We start from the raw sequence: 19,853 nt of genomic DNA on the forward strand, positions 1-19,853 counted from the left end.
TGAAGGCGAACCCGTTTTCGCCGGAAAAGCTGTAGAGCAACTCCGGCAAAAGTGCGACGCCCGACCTCTCGGCGGGGAGGCGGGCGCGTAGGCACAGCCCCGTCAGACGATCAGTTCGCGGTCGCCGAAGGGCGTATCCTCGTCGAAATTCTGGGTGCCGATGCGCTCGCTTTCGCCGGACAGGCGCGGCTCCTCGGCGCTGTCTTCGGGGGGCACTTCCGCCTCCGGCGGCTCGATCCACTGGCGCGACGGCCGTTTTTCGGAGGTTTCCGGCCCGTCATCGGGCGTGTCGTGGCGGGCGTGTTCCTCCTCGGCCTCCCGGTGCCGCTCCAGGAGGTCATCGTTGATTTTCGACTGGCGGGCGGCAACCCAGGCATTCTGGGCGTCGGAGCCGAGATTGAGCGTGTGCCCCGTCTCGGTTCGGGTGGAGGCTTCACTGCCGGAGATACGGCTGACCTTGTCGACCATGGATGTCTCCTGACGAGACCTGCCGGAATTCCGTTCCCCAGCGACCTGATGTCGGCGGAGAACGGGTTCGTGGCTGTTGCGCTTCATCGACCGGCCCGGATGCTGTCATGCGCACCGGCCGCAGTCGTGCGGCTCCTTACGTCTCAGATGGGGCGTATGCCGCGGTCCTTCAAGCCGTGCACCGGTTGCGGAGGCTCCCGATGATCCGCAAGGCTCATCCCTTGCCCTTCAGCTCCACCGCCTCGACCGGCAGACCGGCATCGCGCCAGGCGGAAAAGCCGCCTTCGAGGTGGCAGACATTCTCCAGCCCCATTTCCAGCGCCGTCTTCGTCGCAAGCGCCGAGCGCCAGCCGCTCGCACAATAGAAGAGAAAGAGCTTGTCCTCGGCAAAGACCGGCTTGTGATACGGGCTTTCCGGGTCGATCCAGAATTCCAGCATGCCGCGCGGGCAGGAGAAGGCATCGGGGATCGTGCCGTCGCGCTCGCGTTCGCGCGGGTCGCGCAGATCGATGAAGACGACGTTGTCGCTCACCTGCAGCCGCGCCGCCTCGGCGGTGTCGACCGCCTCAACCAGCGCTTCGGCCTCCGCCAGCAAGTCCCTGAAGCCCTTCCGCATGTCGTCCTCCCGGTCGCTCACCCGCAAGGCCAGCATAACGCATCAAACGCGTCTGTCACCGTGTTCCTCATATGACCGGCGACGTGTCGCATTGCGGGCGGCTACCGACACCCGGCCCTCCGCTCATAGCCCCAGACCCGACACTGCACGCCTGATAATCCGCTCCGATGCCAAAGGCTTGCTGCTGGCTGGCATCACCGGAACTCAGGGATCGGCCGCTGTGGGAGGGGCAGTGTCTGCGTGACCAAGGTCGAATGGGGGAGTCAAGCCGCCGTGAGGCGTTGCCATTCCACGTCGAAGGCCGCGCGCAGGACCTCGGCTTCTTCAGGCGGTAGGGAGCGAGTCATCTGCGGGAAGAGCAACTGATGATAGGCGCGCTTCTTGCGGTCCCAGGGCATGGTGTCGGCGGCTCGCATCTCTGATAAGACAGCCGCCAGCTTGCCTCGCACCCGATCCGGGTCCGGTTTATAGCTGGCGGGTTCGGCGGGGGCCAAGTCCACGGCTAGGCCGAACAGATCAAGTTGCGCTCTCATGATGCCCTAGATGGTGTCGTCCGATGATTCTGCACCATTGTCGGCGGTCGCGGTGTCGGCATCAAGGCCGAGCATCGGCTTATCCAAGATGCGTTGCAAGAGATCCGCCTGCGCCGGTTCCAGCCGAACCAGACACCCCAGAACGTGCAGCAGGTTCATCAGGTCGCTCGTATATTCCGCAAGCCAATGATCCGGCTGGATCTTATCGAGCGGCGACGGCGGGCGACGATCGCCGATGATCGGGCGGGAGCGGTCGAGCTTGCGGTAGCTGAACCATTGTTTCAGCACTTGCTTGCCGGAGACCTCGTAAGCCCAGACCTCGGGCGCCACATTGTCGATGAAGCCCTGACCGACGATCAGCCGGCGGTTTCCCGGCTGATAGTCGATCACGTCCGGCAAGGGTTCCGGCGCGCCGGGAATGGCGCCGTCCGCGGGAATGCGCGGCGCATCTGTCGGGGGCAGGCGCGGCGGACCCTTGGGGCGGCCGCTCGCGGCATCGACAAAACGCTCGCCATAACAATGCAGCCAGATCACCTCACGACCGAGCGCCACGGCCTCGAAAAACAGTCCGGCATCCGCCGTCAGCGGCACGCGCAGGCCGGGCTGGACAAGATCGTCCCTGAAGCGGGCGGTAAAAGCGGGATGGGCCATGACGGCGGCGAGATAGGCCATGACATCGGCCGGTGTGACCTCCTGCCCATAGGCATCGGCGAGAAAGGCCAGAATGTCCGGGCGGATGTTGGACTGGCTGGCAGCAGCATCACGCCAGAGCGGCATAACGCGACCGCCGAAGGAGCCTTTGTAGTGGTGTAGGTCTGGAATAAGGTCCGTGAAGGAAATTGCCGGACCGGATGTTGGGGAGTGAGCGTCAAATCCCGTCAGGAAGATCTGCTGGTTGGAGTAGCTGTCCCAGAGTTCAGGGCGCACATCATTGATCAATCGTGCATCCCCCGAAATCTACTGGCGATCAAAACTCCTGTAGCCGTATCTCACCGCCGGCTCGCAACTGCCTGTGTCAGCCAAGATCGAGATGGCTCGCGTCGGTCTAACGCCAAGAGGCTTTTCAACAATCTTGCGAATATGGCGGCTGGCAACCGCGCCATTGCGAAGCTGCGGATGAAACAGCACCTCCTTCTTCGTCTCGTCCTTCTCCGCCACCAGCAGATCCCAGCGGCGGGCAAGGCTCTCCCTGTCCGGCGCGATCACCCAGGTGCGGCCCGGCATGACGCCGGAGCCGTCATAGACAAAGAAGGACTTCAACGGCAGCATGTCGGCCCAGGCGCCGGTCGCTTCCGGCAAGAAGGCTTCGCGCCAGCCGCCCGGGCATTCTGTCCAGTCGCCGGTTTCCAAGGACAGGCTGGACAGCGCCGCGAACTTCGCCTCGCGCCTTCCGGCGGGCAGCGACCGGTAGCGCACATCTGCAGGGCGGCCCAGATCCTTGCCGAGCTTCTTGGCGGCGATAACGATGCAGACCGGCTGCTGCACGCCCTGAAAGATGCGCGAGGCGACATCCGGCTGGTGGCCTTCCGGCGAGCAATCGACGATCCAGATGCGCGAACAGCTGCGGCGCAGGTCCTCGCGCATTTTCTGGAAGCCGGGGCCGTTGAGGAAGCCGGCCACGGTGATGTAGCAGATCACGCCTTCCTCATCCTTGTCGGGCGTGCCGGTCGCGGCATAGTTGCCCGTGCCGAAGACCTTCCAGGTGGCCCAACGCCAGAAATAGACATAGAGGTTCTTCAGGTGCTTGGTGTGGGCCGAGACACCCCATTCCACCGGCGGGCGCCACCAGTCCATCGGGGCTGAATGCCCCTTCGACCCTTCCTCGATCCAGCCGCCGCGACCTTCCGCCTTTTCCTTATAGGGCGGGTTGCCGATGACGACCGTGATCGGCTGGCCCTTCTTGATGGCATTGGCCTGGCGGCGGGAGGCGGCAATCGGTTGCATGACCTGCGGCAGCCATTCATCCTCGACATAAGGGTTGCCGAGCGTATCCGTGATGAACAGTTTCAGCGCCGGCAGCGTCGAGGATTTGACCCCGGCCGGCGCCATCAGTTCCTGGAACTCGGCGATCAGACGCAGCTGCGCCACCGCAAAGGGGCCGAACTGCAGTTCGAAGCCGATCAACCGGTTGGCGGCCGCCGAAATGGCCGAGGGTACGGCACCTTCTCCCATGTCGGTGTTGACGGTTTCGGCAATCTTGCGCAGAACGCCGAGAAGAAAGGTGCCGGTGCCCACAGCCGGATCGGCCACCGTCACATCGGCGGAGGCAAAGCCCAGGGGGCGTTCGAACAGCGGCCCGCGCAGCACCTCGTCCACCATGCGCACCATGGCATTCACCACTTCGGGCGGGGTGTAATAGGAGCCGGTGCGCTTGCGCAGCGTGTTGTCGTAGACTTCGAGAAAATGCTCGTAGAAATAAAGCCAGGCATCGGGATCGTTCTTGCCGACCTGGCGCCAGTTCACCGCATCCAGCACGCGCGCCATGGTGTCGAGGGAGGTCTTCAGCGTGGCACGGTTTTCCGGGTTGTCGGTCAAAAGGCCGAGCGCCGTGCCGATCAGCGAATTGGATTTCTTGAGATCAGAGGCGGCGTGATCAATGCCCTGCGACAGCGGAATCTCGCGGGTTCTGGCAATCAGCAGGCCGAAGGTGACCGCCTGGGCATAACCATCGGCAAACTGCGCGTCATCGGCCTGCGGAAACAACAGCTTGCGCCAGTCGTCGGCAAGCCCGCTCAAGACCAGATTGCCGCGATCGAGCTGCTCCGTCACCTCGTCGCGCAAGAGGCGGCACAGGCGGGCCGAGACTTCCGCCAGCCGTCTCGGATTCTTCGGCGATTGCGGCGCCCAGGTGAGGAAATCGGAAAACAGCGTCAGCAGTTCTCCCGGCGCTTTTACGGCTTTCCCATCCGCCTCAAGATCGCCTTCCAAGCGGATGATCGCGCCCTGTAATTCACCGTCACGCCAGAGCGAAAAGCTCATGCCATCGGTATAAAGCAGATTGGGCAACGATTTCAGTCGGTTCCACTGCTCCTTGTCGTGCCCCTGAAAGCGCCGAGGATCGGCGCCTTTTCCAGGTGCCTTGACCTCGATGAAGCCGGTCAGCGCCTTGCCGAAGGTCACCGCATAATCGGGCCGGGTCATGATATCGGCGAGGCTGGTTTCGCCGATCAGAGCCACGGCGTCCTTGGGATAGCCGAGCAGGTGGACGATCCCATCCATAATCAGGGCTTCGAGAGGACCGCGCAGTTGATCTTCCGGCGCGCCGGAGATCACGGGGCTGGATAGCTTCTTTGAAACGGCATGTCCGAAGGCTGAAATGACCACGTCCAACGTCGTCATATCGCCTCCTGCCCCTGCCAGCGCGTGATGAACGCCTCGACCCCTGCTTGCACGGTCACGATTCCCTCGTCTTTTTGTCGCTCGCCGGATCATAGCCGTCGCGGGTCAAGACGCAACGGGTTCAGCCGAACAGATCCGCCAGGAGGTAGAAGGTGGCGGAGATCAGGGCTGCGGCGGGGAGGGTGACGATCCAGGCGATGACGATGTTGCCGGCGAGGCCCCAGCGCACGGCGGTTGCGCGTCTTGCTGCGCCCACGCCGACGATGGCGCCGGTGATCGTGTGGGTGGTCGAAACCGGGATGCCGAGCCAGGTGGCGGCAAAGAGGGTGATCGCGCCGCCGGTTTCCGCGCAGAAACCCTGCATCGGATTGAGCCTGGTGATCTTCGAGCCCATGGTGTGGACGATGCGCCAGCCGCCGAACAGCGTGCCAAGCGCCATGGCCGACTGGCAGGAGATCACCACCCAGAAGGGCACGTGGAATTCCGGCCCGAGATAACCCTGGCTGAACAGCAGGACGGCGATGATGCCCATGGTCTTCTGTGCGTCATTGCCGCCATGGCCGAGCGAATAGAGCGAGGCGGAGATGAACTGCAGCACGCGGAAGGTGTTGTCGACGGCAAAGGGCGTCTGGCGGACGAAGACCCAGGAGACGATCAGCACGAGGACGAGCGCGAGCAGAAAGCCGATCATCGGCGAGAGGAAAATCGCCAGCACCGTTTTCGACAAGCCGGCAAAGACGATGGCGCTGAAGCCGACTTTGGCGAGGCCCGCACCCACCAGCCCGCCGACCAGGGCATGCGAGGAGGAGGAGGGGATGCCGAAGATCCAGGTGACGATGTTCCAGATGATCGCACCCATCAGGGCGGCGAAGATCACTGCCGGCGAGACGATGGCCGGATCGATGATGCCCTTGCCGAGCGTTTCGGCGACATGCAGGCCGAAGAAGAGGAAGGCGATGAAATTGAAGAAGGCCGCCCAGGCGACGGCGAATTGCGGTTTGAGCACCCGCGTCGACACGATCGTCGCGATCGAATTGGCGGCATCGTGCAGGCCGTTCAGGAAGTCGAAGAAGAGCGCGATGCCGATCAGGGCGACGAGCAGCGGGAACGCGAGCGTCGCTTCCATCAGACGTTCTCGATCACGATGCCGCTGATCTCGTTGGCGACGTCCTCGAAGCGGTCGAGGACCTTTTCGAGTTCGCCGTAGATTTCCGTGCCGATGAGATAGGCCATGGCATTGCCGCTGTCGCGATGGGTGCGGTAGAGCGCCTTCAGGCCTTCGTCATGCAGTTCGTCCGAGCGACCCTCGACACGGGTCACGTCTTCGGCGATCTGCGTCAGGCGCTGGTGGTTCTGGCCGATCTTGTCGAGCAGCGGAACCGCCTCGGCAATCAGGTGTGCCGCTTCGACGATGGCGCGACCCATTTCCTGCATGCGCGGATCGAAGCTGGTCTGCTCATAGAGGCGAACCGTCTTTACCGTCTTGTGCATCATGTCGATGGCATCGTCCATCGACTGGATCAGGTCCTTGATGTCGCCCCGGTCGAAGGGGGTGATGAAGCTGCGGCGCACGGCCTGCAGCACCTCGCGGGTGATGTCGTCGGCCTCATTCTCAAGGGCGACGATCCTTCTGCAATTGCCCTCGATGTCCTGGCCCTGCAACAGGGTGCCGAGCGCTTCGGCCGCGCCGACCACGGTCTTGGCATGGGCGGCGAACATGTCGAAGAAACGATCTTCACGGGGAAGCATTTTACGAAACAGGCTGAGCATCGGGTTCCGGACCTTTTCACGGAAATGTCATGCGGCTGTCATAAAAGGGCGACGGGACAAAGGAAACCGCCAGGCGGGCCGGAATTGCCGGATTTTTCGCATTGCCTGGGGATGAGTTATAAAAAAAAAAGGCGACCGTTGCCGGCCGCCTTCTTCATTCTCGATGTTGACGTCTTATTCAGCGGCGACGGTCTTGCCGCCTTCCCACTTGTAGACGGCGAAGCTCTGCGAGGTCAGGTCGCCGGTCTCGCCATAGGTCAGCTTGCCGATGGCGGTCGGGATTTCCGAGCCGTCCTTCAGGGCCGTTGCCACGGCTTCGGCATCGTCGGCGCTGCCGGCCTTGGTGATGCCGGCAGCGATCACTTCGACAGCGGCATAGGCGTTGAGCGTGAAGGCTTCGGCCGGCACGTTCTTCGCCTGGAGGGCGGCGACGGCGGCCTTGCTGTCTTCGTTCTTCAGCGCGTCGGCGGCGTTGGTGAAGATCGTGCCTTCGGCAGCGTCGCCGCCGATCGTCACATATTCGTTGTTCGACAGGCCATCACCGGCGATCAGCTGGGCCTTCAGGCCAGCATCCTGCATCTGGCGCACCAGAAGGCCGGCTTCCGGGTGGTAGCCGCCGAAATAGATGACTTCGACGCCTTCCGACTTCAGACGGGTGACGAGCGCGCCGAAATCCTTTTCGCCTGCGGTCAGGGAGTCGCGGAAGACTTCCGTGACGCCGCCGGCATTGAGGGCGGTCTTGAAGGCATCGGCAAGGCCCTTGCCGTACTGGCCCTTGTCATCGAGGATGGCGATCTTCTTGTCCTTGTAGGAGGCGAGAACCAGCTGTGCGGCGACATCGGCCTGCTGGTCGTCACGGCCGCAGGTGCGGAAGACGGTGGTCAGGCCGCGGGCGGTGAGGTCGGGGGCGGTGGCGGTCGGGGTGACCATCAGCACGCCGTTTTCGGCCAGAACGCTGGAGGCGGGAACGGCAACACCTGACGTGACCGGGCCGACGACGAAATGCACGCCTTCGCCGACGAGCTGGTTGGCGGCGGAAACGCCCTGCTTCGGTTCGGCGGCATCGTCGGCAATCTTCAGGCTCAGCTGTTCGCCGTTGACGCCGCCCTTCTTGTTGATTTCCTCAACGGCGGTTTCGGCGCCGTTCTTGATCTGGGCACCGACGGCTGCGAGCGGGCCGGTCAGCGGCGCCATCAGGCCGAGCACGATTTCGGCGCGGGCCGCTGGTGCGGTGGCGATCAGCGCGGCAAGGGCCGCACTGGCGAGAAGTTGAAATTTCATGTCCGTCTCCTTGGGTCTGCGCGACCGATCTCTGCCGGTTTTGACGCCATCAGGGTTCTTTTGTTGCTCCCCATGATTGCTTTAGACAAAAACGGAGTGCGACAAAAGCCCCGACGGGATGGTGCGCGAAGACGCCACAGCTTTCTCGGAGCGGATTGGAAACCGGCGATGGCGGCCGCGTGTCAGACGGTCAGGATGCGGCCGCCGACGCCGTCTTCTGCCTCGAAGCCGGCCTTGGCGGCAGCGGCATCCTGCTCTCGGCGGAGCGCCAGTTCCGCCATGGCGATCTGCTGCAGTTCGAAGAGATCATTGCTGATCTGGGCACGGCGGGCGGCGAGGCGTGCCTCATCGGCCCGGGCCGCGGAGGCGGCGGCCGGTTCTGGCTGAGCAGGGGTGAAGTTGGCGGATGCGTCTTTACCGAACATGCGCTTGAAGAGGTCGACCACGGAAATCCTCCCGGGACCTGACCCGGACAAGTCGCTCCAGACCTGATGTCGGAAGCGGAAAGGGCCGGGTGTGCTACAGTCGTCGGTCTTACCCTCGCGGTCATCTGCGCCGGGATCGAACGTGCGATTCCCTTGAGAATACGGGATGGCCGGGGGCGGAACAAGCGCAGGCGGATCGACGTGGTCAGCTTCGCACAAGCTTCGACAAACGAAAGGCGGCCACAGGGACCGCCTTTTGTCTTCACTGGGAGAAAATCTCAGATGTTGTTCATCAACACCTTGCGCAGCTTGTCGAAGAGCTCGTCAATCTGCTCGGTCGTGATGATCAGCGGCGGCGAAAGGGCGATGATGTCGCCGGTCGTGCGGATCAGCAGGCCGTCATTGTAGGCGTTGAGGAAGGCGTTGAAGGCACGCTTCGTCGGTTCGCCGTCAATCGGTTTCAGTTCGATCGCGCCGATCAGGCCGAGATTTCGGATGTCGATGACATTCGGGCAATCCCGGAGTGAATGCAGCTTCTCTTCCCAATAGGGGGCGATCTCGGCGGCGCGGGTCAGCAGGCCCTCTTCCTTGTAGGTGTCGAGGGTGCCGAGGGCCGCGGCAGAGGCGATCGGGTTGCCGGAATAGGTATAGCCGTGGAAGAACTCGATCATGTGTTCCGGGCCGGTCATGAAGGCGTCGTGGATTTCGGCGGTGACGAAGACCGCACCCATCGGGATGACGCCGTTGGTCAGGCCCTTGGCCGTCGTGATGATATCAGGCTTCACGTCGAAATACTGGGCCGCAAAAGGGGCGCCCAGGCGACCGAAACCGGTGATGACTTCGTCGAAGATCAGCAGGATGCCGTGTTTGGTGCAGAGTTCGCGCAGGCGCTGCAGATAACCCTTCGGCGGGATGAGCACGCCGGTCGAGCCGGCGACGGGTTCGACGATGACGGCGGCGATGGTCGAGGCGTCATGCAGGGTGACGATGCGTTCCAGCTCGTCGGCGAGGTCTCCGCCATGCTCCGGCATGCCCTTGGAGAAGGCGTTCTTGCCCGGCTGATGGGTGTGCGGCATGTGGTCGACGCCAGTCAGAAGCGTGCCGAACATCTTGCGGTTGGAGACGATGCCGCCGACCGAGATGCCGCCGAAATTGACGCCGTGATAACCGCGCTCGCGGCCGATCAGGCGGGTGCGGGATCCTTGTCCCTTCACGCGCTGATAGGCCAGCGCCACCTTCAGCGCCGTCTCGACCGATTCCGAGCCGGAATTGGTGTAAAGCACATGCGCCATGTTGTCGGGCGCCAGATCGATCAGGCGGTTCGCCAATTCGAAGGCTTTGGGATGGCCGAGCTGGAAGGCCGGCGCATAGTCGAGTTCGCCCGCCTGCTCGCGGATCGCTTCGGTGATCTTCGGGCGGCAGTGGCCGGCGTTCACACACCAGAGGCCGGCGGTGCCGTCGAGCACCTGGCGGCCGTCATGGGTGGTGTAGTGCATGTCCTTGGCGCCGACGAAGAGACGCGGCTCCTTCTTGTACTGGCGGTTCGCGGTGAACGGCATCCAGAAGGCGCGCAGGTCGTTCGGCGTGGAATTCAGGCGGTTAGACATCGTGTTCTCCATGGCCCTTTTGGTCGCGGGCGGCCATTCTCCCGGCCATCGGCGCGTCTGCCGCGGCTGTCGTTGCGTCGTCACGTTAGCAGGGCATGAAGCGCGGTCAAGCCACTGCCGGGGTGGCATCAACAAAGGTCATGGATCTGGCAATTTGCGTGATGATGCGGGCAAGGAAGCGGATGCGCCTGAAGCGTCCCGACTGGCGTTCGCCGCGTGATCCGTCGTCGCCCGGTCCACGCATGCGGTCGCGTGATCCGCTGATCCAGATGCCAGCTTAACAGGGTAAACTGCCGGTGCTTGTGGCGAAGGAGCGCGGTGTTGCTCTCTGCTCTCTGTCGCTCCTGGCAAAAAGCCCCGGAGCGGTTTGCTTCCGGGGCTTCAGTTCACGGTCGGTGTGTCTGTCGTTGCGCTGCGCTTCCGTCATGCCCCCCGGCTGACAAAACCAGCGGGTTCACTCGTCCCGAGGCCAATGGCATCGGGTCTTGGCAGCGCTGTCATCAGGCGGCAGTTTTGCTCGCGGCAACGGGTGGGCAGTAGATGCTTTCGAGCGTCGAAAGGATCTTGATGACCGATTCCGAGGTCGAGGAGTAGTAGATCGTCTGGGCGTCGCGGCGGGTCTTGACCAGCTTCTGCGCGCGCAGCTTGGACAGGTGCTGCGACAGGGCGGACTGGCTCAGGCCGACCTGGGCTGCCAGAACGCCAACCGGAACTTCACCCTCGACAAGGCTGCAAAGGATCATGAGGCGCTTCGGGTTTGCCATGGCGGACAGCAAGCCTGCGGCAACGGTGGATTGTTCGGACAATGCTCTTGTTTTCATCGGTTCAACTTTCCTTGGGCGAGCGCCTTGGGGGAGGGGCAATCGTAAAATCGGTGCCTTAGATATGTCATTAAGTCTATCAACGAGAATAAAATTGTATATGCCTAAATTTAAGGTACCGTGTATTCTGTTTTAGGTAACACTAATTCTAAATCCTGCTTTTTTGTGACGGGCGTCACAAATTCATGGCGGATGAGCATGTCTTTGAAAATTAAGTCTATTCCCTGAGAATCTATGCCGCAGACGGTCCATTTACCATCCGGCGCATGGTAAATTTCGGTGGCGATCCGAGAGGCGATGGCCGGTTTAGACCCCCCTAAATCTCGTATAAGGCTTTCCTGATCCTCCCAGAAATTATCGATAGGAATCGGTATGAGAAAGTCGTCCCTGCCCAAATGATAGGCGCGGCCGAAACCGCCATTGAGGCTCGCCTTTTCGGGCACCAGACGGAAGAAACGGAAGTCGGGAAAGTCGATATAAAGCTGCGATTTCGGGTGGCGGGCGAGGAAGCGGCCGCGCAGCCGCGCATGCAGCGCGCTGTCGCGCTCGACGCTTTCAGCCCGGCATTGCACGGTGAGCCGCGGATGGGCGAGGGGGTCCCCCTTGCCTGGTTCGCCGGTCAGCAGCGAGGCGCGCGGATCGGCGAGCAGCGCGCCGGTATGGGCCGACAGGTTCGAGACGAGGATGACGGCGGCACCATCGATATCGGTGCCGAGCAGCACGCGACTGACGAAGGGAAAACCCGTTTCCGGGTCGATGACGCCGATGGCTGCAAATCGTGCACCGCGCAGCAAAATGCGCGCCTGGCGGCGCGCATCGTCGTCTGTGTCGCGAATCACCTTTGGCTTGTCCGTCATATCCCTTGTCTCCGGTATCCGCCTGTTTGTCTTGCGGATGCCGGGCCGGGCGTCAGGCCTTGCGTCGGTGCCTGGTCAGGCCGCTCACGACATCCTGAGCATCGATCGTGCCGATGACGACGCCGTTGTCAACGACCCCGATGGTGCCGGGTTGCCGCGCGAGTGCATCGAGCACGTCGACGAGCGGCGTGCGCGGCGCCGTCGTGCCGGTGACCTGGCCCTGTTCGCCGGTGACCCCGTTGCGCATCACGTCGGCCGCCGTCAGCATGTTGATCGGGTTCATGTTCTGCACGAAATCCGCGACATACTGGTTGGTCGGGTTCCGCACGATTTCCTGCGGCGTGCCGCACTGGATGATGCGGCCGCCTTCCATGATGGCGATGCGGTTGCCGATGCGGAAGGCCTCGTCGAGGTCGTGACTGACGAACAGGATGGTCTTCTTCAGCCGCGCCTGGAATTCGAGGAGTTCGTCCTGCAGACGGGTGCGGATCAGGGGGTCGAGTGCCGAGAAGGGCTCGTCCATCAGGAGGATCGGCGCGCCGGTCGCAAAGGCGCGGGCGAGGCCGACGCGCTGCTGCATGCCGCCGGAGAGTTCCTGCACCTTGCGGTCGGCCCATTTCGACAGGTTGACCAGTTCCAGCTGGGTCGCCACCGTCTTTTCGCGCTCGGCATCCGGCACGCCTGCCAGTTCCAGGCCGAAGCCGACATTTTCGGCAACCGTGCGCCAGGGCAGCAGGCCGAACTGCTGGAAGACCATGGAGACGGTGTGCATGCGCAGATCGCGCAGAATGCCGGCCGAGGCCTTGTAGGGATCGACAAAGCCGGCGTCCGTCTTGACGGCGACATTGCCGCGGACCACCGGGGCAAGGCCGTTCACGGCGCGCAGCAGGGTCGACTTGCCCGAGCCGGACAGGCCCATCAGCACAAGGATTTCGCCTTCCTGGACGGCAAGCGATGCGCCGGCGACGCCGAGCACCAGGCCTGTTTCGGCACCGATCTCGTCGCGGGTCCTGCCCTGGTCGACCATTTCGAGGGCGCGTTGCGGATTGTCGCCGAAGACGATGTCGACATTGCCGAAGATTACTGCGTCGCTCATGCGTCGTCTCCCATGCCGGGGATGCGGAAGATCCGGTCGAGAATGATGGCGAGGATGACGATGCAGAGGCCTGCCTCGAAACCACGGGCGATGTTGACGGTGTTGAGCGCGCGCACCACGGGCACGCCGAGGCCGCTTGCGCCGACCAGTGCCGCGATCACGACCATCGACAGCGACAACATGATGGTCTGGGTCAGACCCGCCATGATCTGCGGCGTGGCGAAGGGCAGTTCGACCTTGCGCAGCACCTGGGAGGGGGTGGCGCCGAAGGCGACCGCGGCTTCCACCAGCGAGGGCGGGGTCGAGATGATGCCGAGGCGGGTGAGGCGGATCGGGGCAGGAATGGCGAAGATGACGGTGGCGATGAGACCCGGGACCATGCCGAGGCCGAAGAGGATGAGCGCCGGGATCAGGTAGACGAAGGTCGGGATCGTCTGCATGAGGTCGAGCACCGGGCGCACGGCGGTGTAGAGCCAGGGGCGGCGGGCGCAGGCAATGCCGATCGGCACGCCGATGACCATCGAGACGCCGGCAGCCGCCAGCACGAGCGCCAGCGTTTCCATCGTCTCCTTCCAGTAACCCTGGTTGTAGATCAGGAGAAGGCCGAGAAAGGTGAAAACGACCACGCCTATCGAGCGGCGCATGACCCAGGCAAAGAGCGAGAAGAGGGCAATCATCAGCAGCGGATAAAAGGGCTCGAACGCCGTCCCCTTCAGGAAGGGGCCCTGCAGCACGAAGAGCATCGCATTGATGGATGCGCTGAGGATCGTGGCGATCAGATTGAACAGTACGTCGAGATTGGTCGTCAGCCAGTCGACGAAACTCTTCGAAAGCGCCCCGATGGGCAATTTGTAGTCAGTCAGAAAATTCATTGATGTCCCCGAACCGCCTCATGTGGATTGCCTGGAGGCCGCGCGGACGGTGCTGCGTCCGTCCGCGCGGTTTCCCAGTCGATGGACAGTCTTCAGAGACCGAGAGCCGTCTTGACTGCCGGCAGACCTTCGCTGCCGTCCTTGGTGGTCACGCCGGCGAGCCAGGGCTCGATCACGGCCGGGTTGGCCTTCAGCCAGTCGGTGGCCGCGGCTTCCGCATCGGCGCCGTCGTTGAGGATCTTGCCCATGATCTCGTTCTCCATCTGGAGCGAGAACTTCAGGTTGGTGACGAACTTGCCGACATTCGGGCATTCGGCGGTGTAGCCGGCGCGGGTGTTGGTGAAGATCGTCGCGCCACCGAAGTTCGGACCGAAGACGTCGTCGCCGCCCGACAGATAGGTCAGCTTGAAGTTGGCGTTCATCGGATGCGGCTCCCAGCCGAGGAAGACGACGGGTTCGCCGTCCTTTTCGGCGCGGGCGACCTGGGCCAGCATGCCCTGTTCGGAGGATTCGACGACTTCGAACTTGCCGAGGCCGAACTTGTCACCTTCGATCATGTCGAGGATCAGGCGGTTGCCGTCATTGCCCGGCTCGATGCCGTAGATCTTGCCGCCGAGGGCGTCGGCATTCTTGGCGATGTCGGCGAAATCCTTGATGCCGAGTTCAGCGCCCTTGGCATTGGTGGCGAGCGTGTATTTCGCGCCTTCGAGGTTGGGGCCGAAGATCTCGACGGACTTGTCGTCGCGATAGGGAGCGAGGTCACCTTCCATGGTCGGCATCCAGTTGCCGAGGAAGACGTCGATGTCCTTGTTCTTCAGCGAGGAGTAGGTGACCGGCACGGAGAGAACCGTGGTGGTCGGCTCGTAACCGAGCGCCTTGAGGATGACCGAGGCGGTCGCGGTGGTGGCGGTGATGTCGGTCCAGCCGACGTCGGAGAAGCGGACGGTCGAGCAGCTCTCGGCTTCTGCCGCCGCAAGCGGCATGGCGGAGATCGCCAGCAGCGAGACGGTGGCGACGAGGGTGCGGCGACAAGCGAGGATGGTATTCATTTCAGGCTCCCGTTTTTTTATTGAAGTTCCCAAGTCAACATTCAATACCGGAGAATTGCAAGGATGCCCGCGCGTTTGCGCCGCGGCATGACCCCTGTTTGCGACCTCCATCGCCTTTAACTGTCGCATTCCGGCGCCGATGTCGCGAATGCCAAAAATCAGTGGAAGTTGATGCGCGTCAATGCGCGCTCTTGCCGTGTCATGCCATCAGGTGTCTGGATATCGCAGCGCTTGCCGGCGCTGTCGAATGGATCAAAAGGAGTTTCGATGAAAACGTCTTCCATGCTGGTGCTGTTGTCCACGCTCGCCCTGCCGCTTCCGGCGCTCGCCGATGGCGATCCGGTCGCCGGGGCCAAGGCCTTCAAGGTCTGTTCGGCCTGTCACATCGCAACCGAGGCCAAGAACAAGGTCGGCCCGACGCTGCAAGGTGTGGTCGGGCGCCCGGTGGCGTCGATCGCCGACTATAAATACTCCCCCGCCATGACCGAGTTCGGTCAGGGCAAGGTCTGGGACGACGCGCTGCTGACGGACTATCTCAAGGCACCCAAAGCCTTGGTGAAGGGCACCAAGATGGCCTTTGCCGGTCTGAAGAAGGACGAGGACATCGCCAATGTCATTGCCTATCTGAAGGACCCCGCCGCCGGCGGACAGTAATTCGGCACAACTTGGCGCTGCGGCAGCCGTTGACCGGCTGTCGCATTTCTCTGCTACGCCCTCTTGTGTGGCGGCCGCGATCATCCACATTGGGTGAGCGCCATCGGCGCTGTGCGTTCCGACGCTTTCCTGCACCGGGAAACGCGTTATGGTGGCACGAGACGAGGCCGGCCCGCCGCCGGCAGGAGTGACAGGGAGAGAACATGGCGACTTTGCAATCCTTCGACAGCGAGATCGAGAAGACGCGCAAGGTCGTCTCGGACATGCGCGGCAAGATCGAACAGTCCGGAATGGTGCTGGATACGCTCGCCAAGAGCGACAGCAAACTGACCGGCCAGGACTTCGATATCGAGAATGCCCGTATCGAGGACGTGTTGAAGCAGCAGAAGGTGATGGAATCCAACATCGCCGACCTGATCATCGGGCTGGAAGACGCGACCAATGTCTTCGGCGCCGAGTTCGAGAGCATGAAGAGCTTTTCCGGCATGGAAAAGTTCATCGGCATCTTCTCCAAGCAGAAGGCGCAGCGCATGCGCACCGAACGCGTGCGCAACATGTCGCTTGCCGGCAATCTGCAGGAACTGCTCGCCAAGTCGGACAGCATCGTCGGCATCCTCAAGGAACAGAAGTCCGTCCTCGAAGAACGCTACAAGACTTCGGAAACAAGCCTCGTGCAGGTGATCGAGCGGCGCAAGCAGACGATCGCCAATCTCGAGGAAACCCAGAAGCGCATCGAGACGCTCAATCCGGCGCTGCTCGACATCGAAAACAAGATCGCCGCCTCCACCGACACGTCCGAGCGGACCGCTCTGGAAGCCGAGCGCTCCAAGCTCGCGACCGACTACAACCAGGCCCAGGCGCGCGAGCAGGAACTGCTGGCCGAGAGCCAGACGCTGGAACGCTACACCTCGATGTTCCAGACCTTCGTCGATTCGCTCAACAACCAGATTGCCGCCCAGAACACGCTGATCAACAAGCTGACCATCGATACGGAGCAGCGCATCGTGCTCTACAAGGCGCTGGAGGATTCGTTGAAGACGGCTGCCCAGCAGGAGGTCGCGCACCGGATCAACACGCTGGGCTCCCAGGTGGACACGGCGGCGGAAGAGACGATGGCCGGCATCGGCGCCGCAGCCCAGCGCCATATCGGCGATCTCTTGGAACTGCACGAGAAGAACATGCTCTCGACGCAGGACATCCAGCGCCGCAAGAAGCTCGCCGACGAGGCCTTCGCCCGGCGTTTCCAGACCGTGCTCGACAAGCACAACGCCGCCAACTACGTGAAGCCCTGATCATGCCGGATGCGTGGACGCGATCTTCGGATCGCGTGCCGCTCTCGCGGTGCGCAGTCCTGTTGATAGGGGGAGGGGCATGAACGTCGTCGATCGCACCAGTGCCGTGTCGCACTATTTCACCACGATGGCCTCGGCGCTGTCGGGGCTCGAGCAGTTCTTCGGCCAGCCGGACCGCCGCTTCGGCGAAAAGGGTCCGCCGACGCTGCATCTTCTGCCCTACCTCGATCGCCTGCGAAACTCCTTTACCTCATGGCAGAACCGCATCGGTTTTTCCGGCCAGTTCAAGATCGCGCAGGCCGAGAGCGGGTTTCCGATCTTCCAGAACGTGCTGGAGCTTGAAAACGACCGGGCAGGGGCTGCATCCCGGCTCTCGACGATCCCGGATGTCGGCAAGCTGCGCGCGGAAATGGTCGATTTCATCTTGCGGCAGAAGGAGTTTCCGGCAGCCCTGCAGCAGCAGATCGCCGAGCGGCTTTATCTCGAGCAGGTCGGCGCCGGCGAGATCTTCTCGCCCTTCGTCCTGCCGACCACCGTTGCCGTCAGCGTCAATCCGCAATCGCGCCGGCCGTCCTATCTCGTCAGCTGGGCTGCCTTCGACGGGGTCAGCACGCTGCCGATGATCTATCTCGCGACGGTCGAGGATTCCTCCGAGAACGTGGCGAAAATCCTGGTGACCGAGACAGGCACGCTCAACGAAGAGGTCGAGATTCCGCTTCCCGTCGGCGGGCTGCTCAATCCGGAACTGGCGCGCGGCTTCGATGATTTCTGCGCCAAGAATTCCGCTTATTCGCTGACGCCGGCGACGATCGCGACGAATATGGATCGCGACTTTCCCAACCTGCATCCGAAATCGGTGCGGCGCGTCGTGCTGGGGCCACTCTATTCGACCGGGCTGACCGAAAACTCCGGTCGCGTCACCGAAATCCTCGACCGGGTGCGCAGACCGGAGAATGCCTGGGTGATGACCTGGACGGTGCAGGAGGTCTTCTCCAAGCGCGAGCAGCCGGCGGTGAAGGGCTTCTTTTCATCAACGCCGGCCACCCAGGAATTCCATATCGAGACGCATGATCTCGAAGCGGCGCGCATGGGTGTTTCGACCTATGAAAAACATGCACTTGTGCCGCATGACGCCTATCAGGCGCTTTATGCGGCGAACGAGGTCAGCGCGATCTTCGGCAATTTCAAGGTGCATGTGATTTCCGGCAACCAGATCGTGAGCGAGGTCTGAAGATGAGTGAACTGACGGCCGGGCTGACGACGCTCAGGGAAGAAGACATCGCCAAACATCTCGCGGTCGCCCAGGGGCTGGTGACGCGGGTGATCGTGCTCGATCAGGGCGAGGGTTCGTCCGGCGCCCCGATTGCCGGCACGGGCCGGCGGTTTGTCTCGACGGTCTCCACCGGCTCGGTGCGCAGAACCCGCGAGATCGAACTCACCAAAACCATTCAGTCGGCCGGCACAGCCGATCCGCTGATGACGCCGGCCCAGCATGCCGTGCTCTATCGCGTGCGGCGCGGTGCGCAGGTGGCGCTCGCGATATCGGATGTCTTTGCCCGCCAGAGCGAACTCGAGCCTTTGCAGGCGCGCAACATCAGCGCACCGCTGCAGGGCGAAGAGGCCGCCCGCTTCAAGGCGCTGCTCTCGTCTCAGGCCTATGTGGCAGCGTTTGCCTTTGCCGCCTATCTCAAGTCCACCGTCTCCGGTGAGGGCGAACAGCTCGACGGTATCCGCGAACCCGATTTCCTGTTCGATACGGCCCAGGATGCGCTCAAAAGCATGGTCGCTGCCATCGATACAGCCGCCAAGGGGGCTGGTGACGATCAGACGCTGATCGGTCGTGTGCGCGGTCTCGCCGATCTCGCGCTCGACGGGCTTCTCACCCGCAAGGCACGCTTCGAACATCTCGGCGTCTTCGAAAACGCCCATATCCGCGTCGATCAGGACGATTTTACCCTTGATGGTTTCGACGCGGTGCCGGGCGTCAAGTCGAAGCCACTGTCGATGTCGTTCAAGAAGCCGGAAGAGATCATCGGCAACCACATCGCCAAATATCAGGCGCTGAAGCTCGCCAAGATGCTGATGGCCTATGATTTCGACCGGCAGATGAACCCCTTCGTCGAGCTGGGCGGCTTTCTCTTCACCTTCATCGGTGACGGCATGCCGGGCACCGGCAAGACAATCCTGATCCAGATGCTGGCGGGGCTGCTCAACGACTACTGCAAGATGGCTGGCTACGCCTTCCACTACGAGAATTTCGGCGTCGACCAGATCTCGTCCTATCAGGGCAAGTCGGGCCAGAATGCCAAAAGCTTCGTCAACAACGTGCTCAACCCCCGCGTCATCGGTTTCGGCACGATCGACGACGTCGACCAGGTGACCGCCAGGCGCTCCGACGACCGGGCGTCGGCCGGCCAGCACGAAGTGACGGCAGTACTGATGGAGAGCTTTGCCGGCGCCTCGACCGTGGTGCGCGGCAATGCGACCTTCGGCATGTTCTCCAACTATCCTGAAAATGTCGACGATGCGCTGCGCCAGCGCGCCGGGGCCCGCTGGCTGGTCGACGGGCCGCAGACGCGCGAGGACTATATCGACATCTTCTCGCTACTGGTTGGCAAGAACCACCAGATCCCGCTCGGAGACCACAAGCTCTTTGCCGGCCAGGAAATACAGAAGGCCGTCAGCCGCTCCTATGGCGAGCATGACCGCCCGAAGGAGGACGGGCTCGTGGCGGTCTGGGAACGCTACGAGAAGGCCGAGGGCAAGATAGAAACGCTTGAGGATGTCGGCGCCTATCTGCATGCGATCAAGCTCGCCGAAGCGCGCTTCACCGGCCGCGCTATCAAGAACATCACCGATGCGATCAAGATGCGGGCAATGGATGTCGAATTGCCCGATGCCTGGTTCGAAAAGCCTGATGCCTTCGTCCACAAGAGCTATGACGAGAAGAAGGCGATGATCGCGGAGCTGCGCGGCCCCGTGACGATGGACATGATCCTTCAGGAGATCAACCGCTACGCCGACTCGGAATTCCGCTATGCCGACAAGTCTGATGATGCGGCGGTGACGGAGATCATCCGCCGCGAACGCCAGCGCGAGCGAGCGATCGGGGAGATCGAGAAGATGAAGGGGGAGGGGATGTGGTGAGTGAGTGCTGCGCTTGCCCCTCATCC

17 protein-coding genes and 1 pseudogene are annotated in these 19,853 nt (G+C 62.6%); 4 read left to right on the forward strand and 14 right to left on the reverse strand.

What is annotated here, in order from left to right:
• Nucleotides 1-102 precede the first annotated feature (102 nt).
• The 14 genes and pseudogenes from DMY87_RS13665 to DMY87_RS13730 all read right to left on the reverse strand — a co-directional run bounded on the left by DMY87_RS13665 (nt 103) and on the right by DMY87_RS13730 (nt 14,668).
• Nucleotides 103-468 carry a hypothetical protein gene (locus DMY87_RS13665; RefSeq protein WP_110792065.1) on the reverse strand — a complete coding sequence of 122 codons (366 nt, stop codon included), beginning with the start codon at nt 466-468 and terminating at the stop codon, nt 103-105.
• Nucleotides 469-682: 214 nt separating this feature from the next.
• Entirely contained in the window at nt 683-1,084 is a 402-nt protein-coding gene (locus tag DMY87_RS13670) for a rhodanese-like domain-containing protein (RefSeq protein ID WP_110792230.1), read from the reverse strand.
• A gap of 263 nt (nt 1,085-1,347) precedes the next feature.
• The gene (locus tag DMY87_RS13675) at nt 1,348-1,617 is read right to left on the reverse strand and encodes a hypothetical protein (protein ID WP_110792067.1); all 270 of its coding nucleotides are present in this window, start codon (nt 1,615-1,617) and stop codon (nt 1,348-1,350) included.
• 6 nt (nt 1,618-1,623) lie between these two features.
• Nucleotides 1,624-5,049, reverse strand: a pseudogene (locus DMY87_RS13680) (type ISP restriction/modification enzyme).
• Between the two features lie 28 nt (nt 5,050-5,077).
• Nucleotides 5,078-6,082 (reverse strand): inorganic phosphate transporter, encoded by a 1,005-nt coding sequence (locus tag DMY87_RS13685; RefSeq protein WP_110792070.1) that lies wholly within the window; start codon nt 6,080-6,082, stop codon nt 5,078-5,080.
• Nucleotides 6,082-6,726 (reverse strand): DUF47 domain-containing protein, encoded by a 645-nt coding sequence (locus tag DMY87_RS13690; protein WP_110792072.1) that lies wholly within the window; start codon nt 6,724-6,726, stop codon nt 6,082-6,084. Before DMY87_RS13690 ends, DMY87_RS13685 begins: the two co-directional genes overlap by 1 nt.
• A gap of 174 nt (nt 6,727-6,900) precedes the next feature.
• Nucleotides 6,901-8,007 carry a branched-chain amino acid ABC transporter substrate-binding protein gene (locus DMY87_RS13695; protein ID WP_110792074.1) on the reverse strand — a complete coding sequence of 369 codons (1,107 nt, stop codon included), beginning with the start codon at nt 8,005-8,007 and terminating at the stop codon, nt 6,901-6,903.
• A gap of 182 nt (nt 8,008-8,189) precedes the next feature.
• Complete coding sequence (locus tag DMY87_RS13700; RefSeq protein ID WP_110792075.1) at nt 8,190-8,453, reverse strand: hypothetical protein; 264 nt, start codon at nt 8,451-8,453, stop codon at nt 8,190-8,192.
• A 257-nt stretch (nt 8,454-8,710) separates the two neighbouring features.
• On the reverse strand, nt 8,711-10,039 hold the full coding sequence (gene aptA / locus DMY87_RS13705; protein ID WP_110792231.1) for an omega-aminotransferase AptA: 1,329 nt from the start codon (nt 10,037-10,039) through the stop codon (nt 8,711-8,713).
• 500 nt (nt 10,040-10,539) lie between these two features.
• Nucleotides 10,540-10,860, reverse strand: coding sequence for an ArsR/SmtB family transcription factor (locus tag DMY87_RS13710; RefSeq protein ID WP_110792077.1), 321 nt, complete (start codon nt 10,858-10,860; stop codon nt 10,540-10,542).
• Nucleotides 10,861-10,970: 110 nt separating this feature from the next.
• Entirely contained in the window at nt 10,971-11,717 is a 747-nt protein-coding gene (locus DMY87_RS13715) for a HugZ family pyridoxamine 5'-phosphate oxidase (RefSeq protein WP_110792079.1), read from the reverse strand.
• A gap of 52 nt (nt 11,718-11,769) precedes the next feature.
• Nucleotides 11,770-12,813 carry a choline ABC transporter ATP-binding protein gene (gene choV / locus DMY87_RS13720; protein WP_110792081.1) on the reverse strand — a complete coding sequence of 348 codons (1,044 nt, stop codon included), beginning with the start codon at nt 12,811-12,813 and terminating at the stop codon, nt 11,770-11,772.
• On the reverse strand, nt 12,810-13,685 hold the full coding sequence (choW, locus tag DMY87_RS13725; protein ID WP_110792083.1) for a choline ABC transporter permease subunit: 876 nt from the start codon (nt 13,683-13,685) through the stop codon (nt 12,810-12,812). Before choW ends, choV begins: the two co-directional genes overlap by 4 nt.
• A 92-nt stretch (nt 13,686-13,777) precedes the next feature.
• Nucleotides 13,778-14,668, reverse strand: a complete 891-nt coding sequence (locus DMY87_RS13730) for a choline ABC transporter substrate-binding protein (RefSeq protein WP_245408917.1) — start codon at nt 14,666-14,668, stop codon at nt 13,778-13,780.
• A gap of 333 nt (nt 14,669-15,001) precedes the next feature.
• Between DMY87_RS13730 and DMY87_RS13735 the strand changes: the two genes are divergently transcribed.
• The 4 genes from DMY87_RS13735 to DMY87_RS13750 all read left to right on the forward strand — a co-directional run bounded on the left by DMY87_RS13735 (nt 15,002) and on the right by DMY87_RS13750 (nt 19,827).
• Nucleotides 15,002-15,388: a c-type cytochrome gene (locus tag DMY87_RS13735; protein ID WP_110792086.1), complete on the forward strand. Its 387-nt coding sequence runs from the start codon at nt 15,002-15,004 to the stop codon at nt 15,386-15,388.
• Between the two features lie 203 nt (nt 15,389-15,591).
• Entirely contained in the window at nt 15,592-16,680 is a 1,089-nt protein-coding gene (locus DMY87_RS13740) for a coiled-coil domain-containing protein (protein WP_110792088.1), read from the forward strand.
• Nucleotides 16,681-16,759: 79 nt separating this feature from the next.
• On the forward strand, nt 16,760-17,911 hold the full coding sequence (locus tag DMY87_RS13745) for a hypothetical protein (protein WP_110792089.1): 1,152 nt from the start codon (nt 16,760-16,762) through the stop codon (nt 17,909-17,911).
• A 2-nt stretch (nt 17,912-17,913) separates the two neighbouring features.
• Entirely contained in the window at nt 17,914-19,827 is a 1,914-nt protein-coding gene (locus tag DMY87_RS13750; RefSeq protein ID WP_110792091.1) for an AAA family ATPase, read from the forward strand.
• The last annotated feature ends 26 nt before the right edge of the window (nt 19,828-19,853 follow it).

Origin of the sequence: Peteryoungia wuzhouensis, from assembly GCF_003205195.1 — a bacterium.
Lineage (GTDB): Bacteria > Pseudomonadota > Alphaproteobacteria > Rhizobiales > Rhizobiaceae > Allorhizobium > Allorhizobium wuzhouense.

Excerpts from the sequence above, each read along its gene's own strand:
- DMY87_RS13695 (WP_110792074.1), bottom strand. The coding sequence starts at position 8,007 with ATGAAATTTCAACTTCTCGCCAGTGCGGCCCTTGCCGCGCTGATCGCC.
- choV (WP_110792081.1), bottom strand. The coding sequence starts at position 12,813 with ATGAGCGACGCAGTAATCTTCGGCAATGTCGACATCGTCTTCGGCGAC.
- DMY87_RS13675 (WP_110792067.1), bottom strand. The coding sequence starts at position 1,617 with ATGAGAGCGCAACTTGATCTGTTCGGCCTAGCCGTGGACTTGGCCCCC.
- DMY87_RS13665 (WP_110792065.1), bottom strand. The coding sequence starts at position 468 with ATGGTCGACAAGGTCAGCCGTATCTCCGGCAGTGAAGCCTCCACCCGA.
- DMY87_RS13690 (WP_110792072.1), bottom strand. The coding sequence starts at position 6,726 with ATGCTCAGCCTGTTTCGTAAAATGCTTCCCCGTGAAGATCGTTTCTTC.
- DMY87_RS13715 (WP_110792079.1), bottom strand. The coding sequence starts at position 11,717 with ATGACGGACAAGCCAAAGGTGATTCGCGACACAGACGACGATGCGCGC.
- DMY87_RS13685 (WP_110792070.1), bottom strand. The coding sequence starts at position 6,082 with ATGGAAGCGACGCTCGCGTTCCCGCTGCTCGTCGCCCTGATCGGCATC.
- DMY87_RS13735 (WP_110792086.1), top strand. The coding sequence starts at position 15,002 with ATGAAAACGTCTTCCATGCTGGTGCTGTTGTCCACGCTCGCCCTGCCG.
- choW (WP_110792083.1), bottom strand. The coding sequence starts at position 13,685 with ATGAATTTTCTGACTGACTACAAATTGCCCATCGGGGCGCTTTCGAAG.
- DMY87_RS13745 (WP_110792089.1), top strand. The coding sequence starts at position 16,760 with ATGAACGTCGTCGATCGCACCAGTGCCGTGTCGCACTATTTCACCACG.
- DMY87_RS13730 (WP_245408917.1), bottom strand. The coding sequence starts at position 14,668 with ATGCCGCTTGCGGCGGCAGAAGCCGAGAGCTGCTCGACCGTCCGCTTC.
- DMY87_RS13710 (WP_110792077.1), bottom strand. The coding sequence starts at position 10,860 with ATGAAAACAAGAGCATTGTCCGAACAATCCACCGTTGCCGCAGGCTTG.
- DMY87_RS13670 (WP_110792230.1), bottom strand. The coding sequence starts at position 1,084 with ATGCGGAAGGGCTTCAGGGACTTGCTGGCGGAGGCCGAAGCGCTGGTT.
- DMY87_RS13750 (WP_110792091.1), top strand. The coding sequence starts at position 17,914 with ATGAGTGAACTGACGGCCGGGCTGACGACGCTCAGGGAAGAAGACATC.
- aptA (WP_110792231.1), bottom strand. The coding sequence starts at position 10,039 with ATGTCTAACCGCCTGAATTCCACGCCGAACGACCTGCGCGCCTTCTGG.
- DMY87_RS13740 (WP_110792088.1), top strand. The coding sequence starts at position 15,592 with ATGGCGACTTTGCAATCCTTCGACAGCGAGATCGAGAAGACGCGCAAG.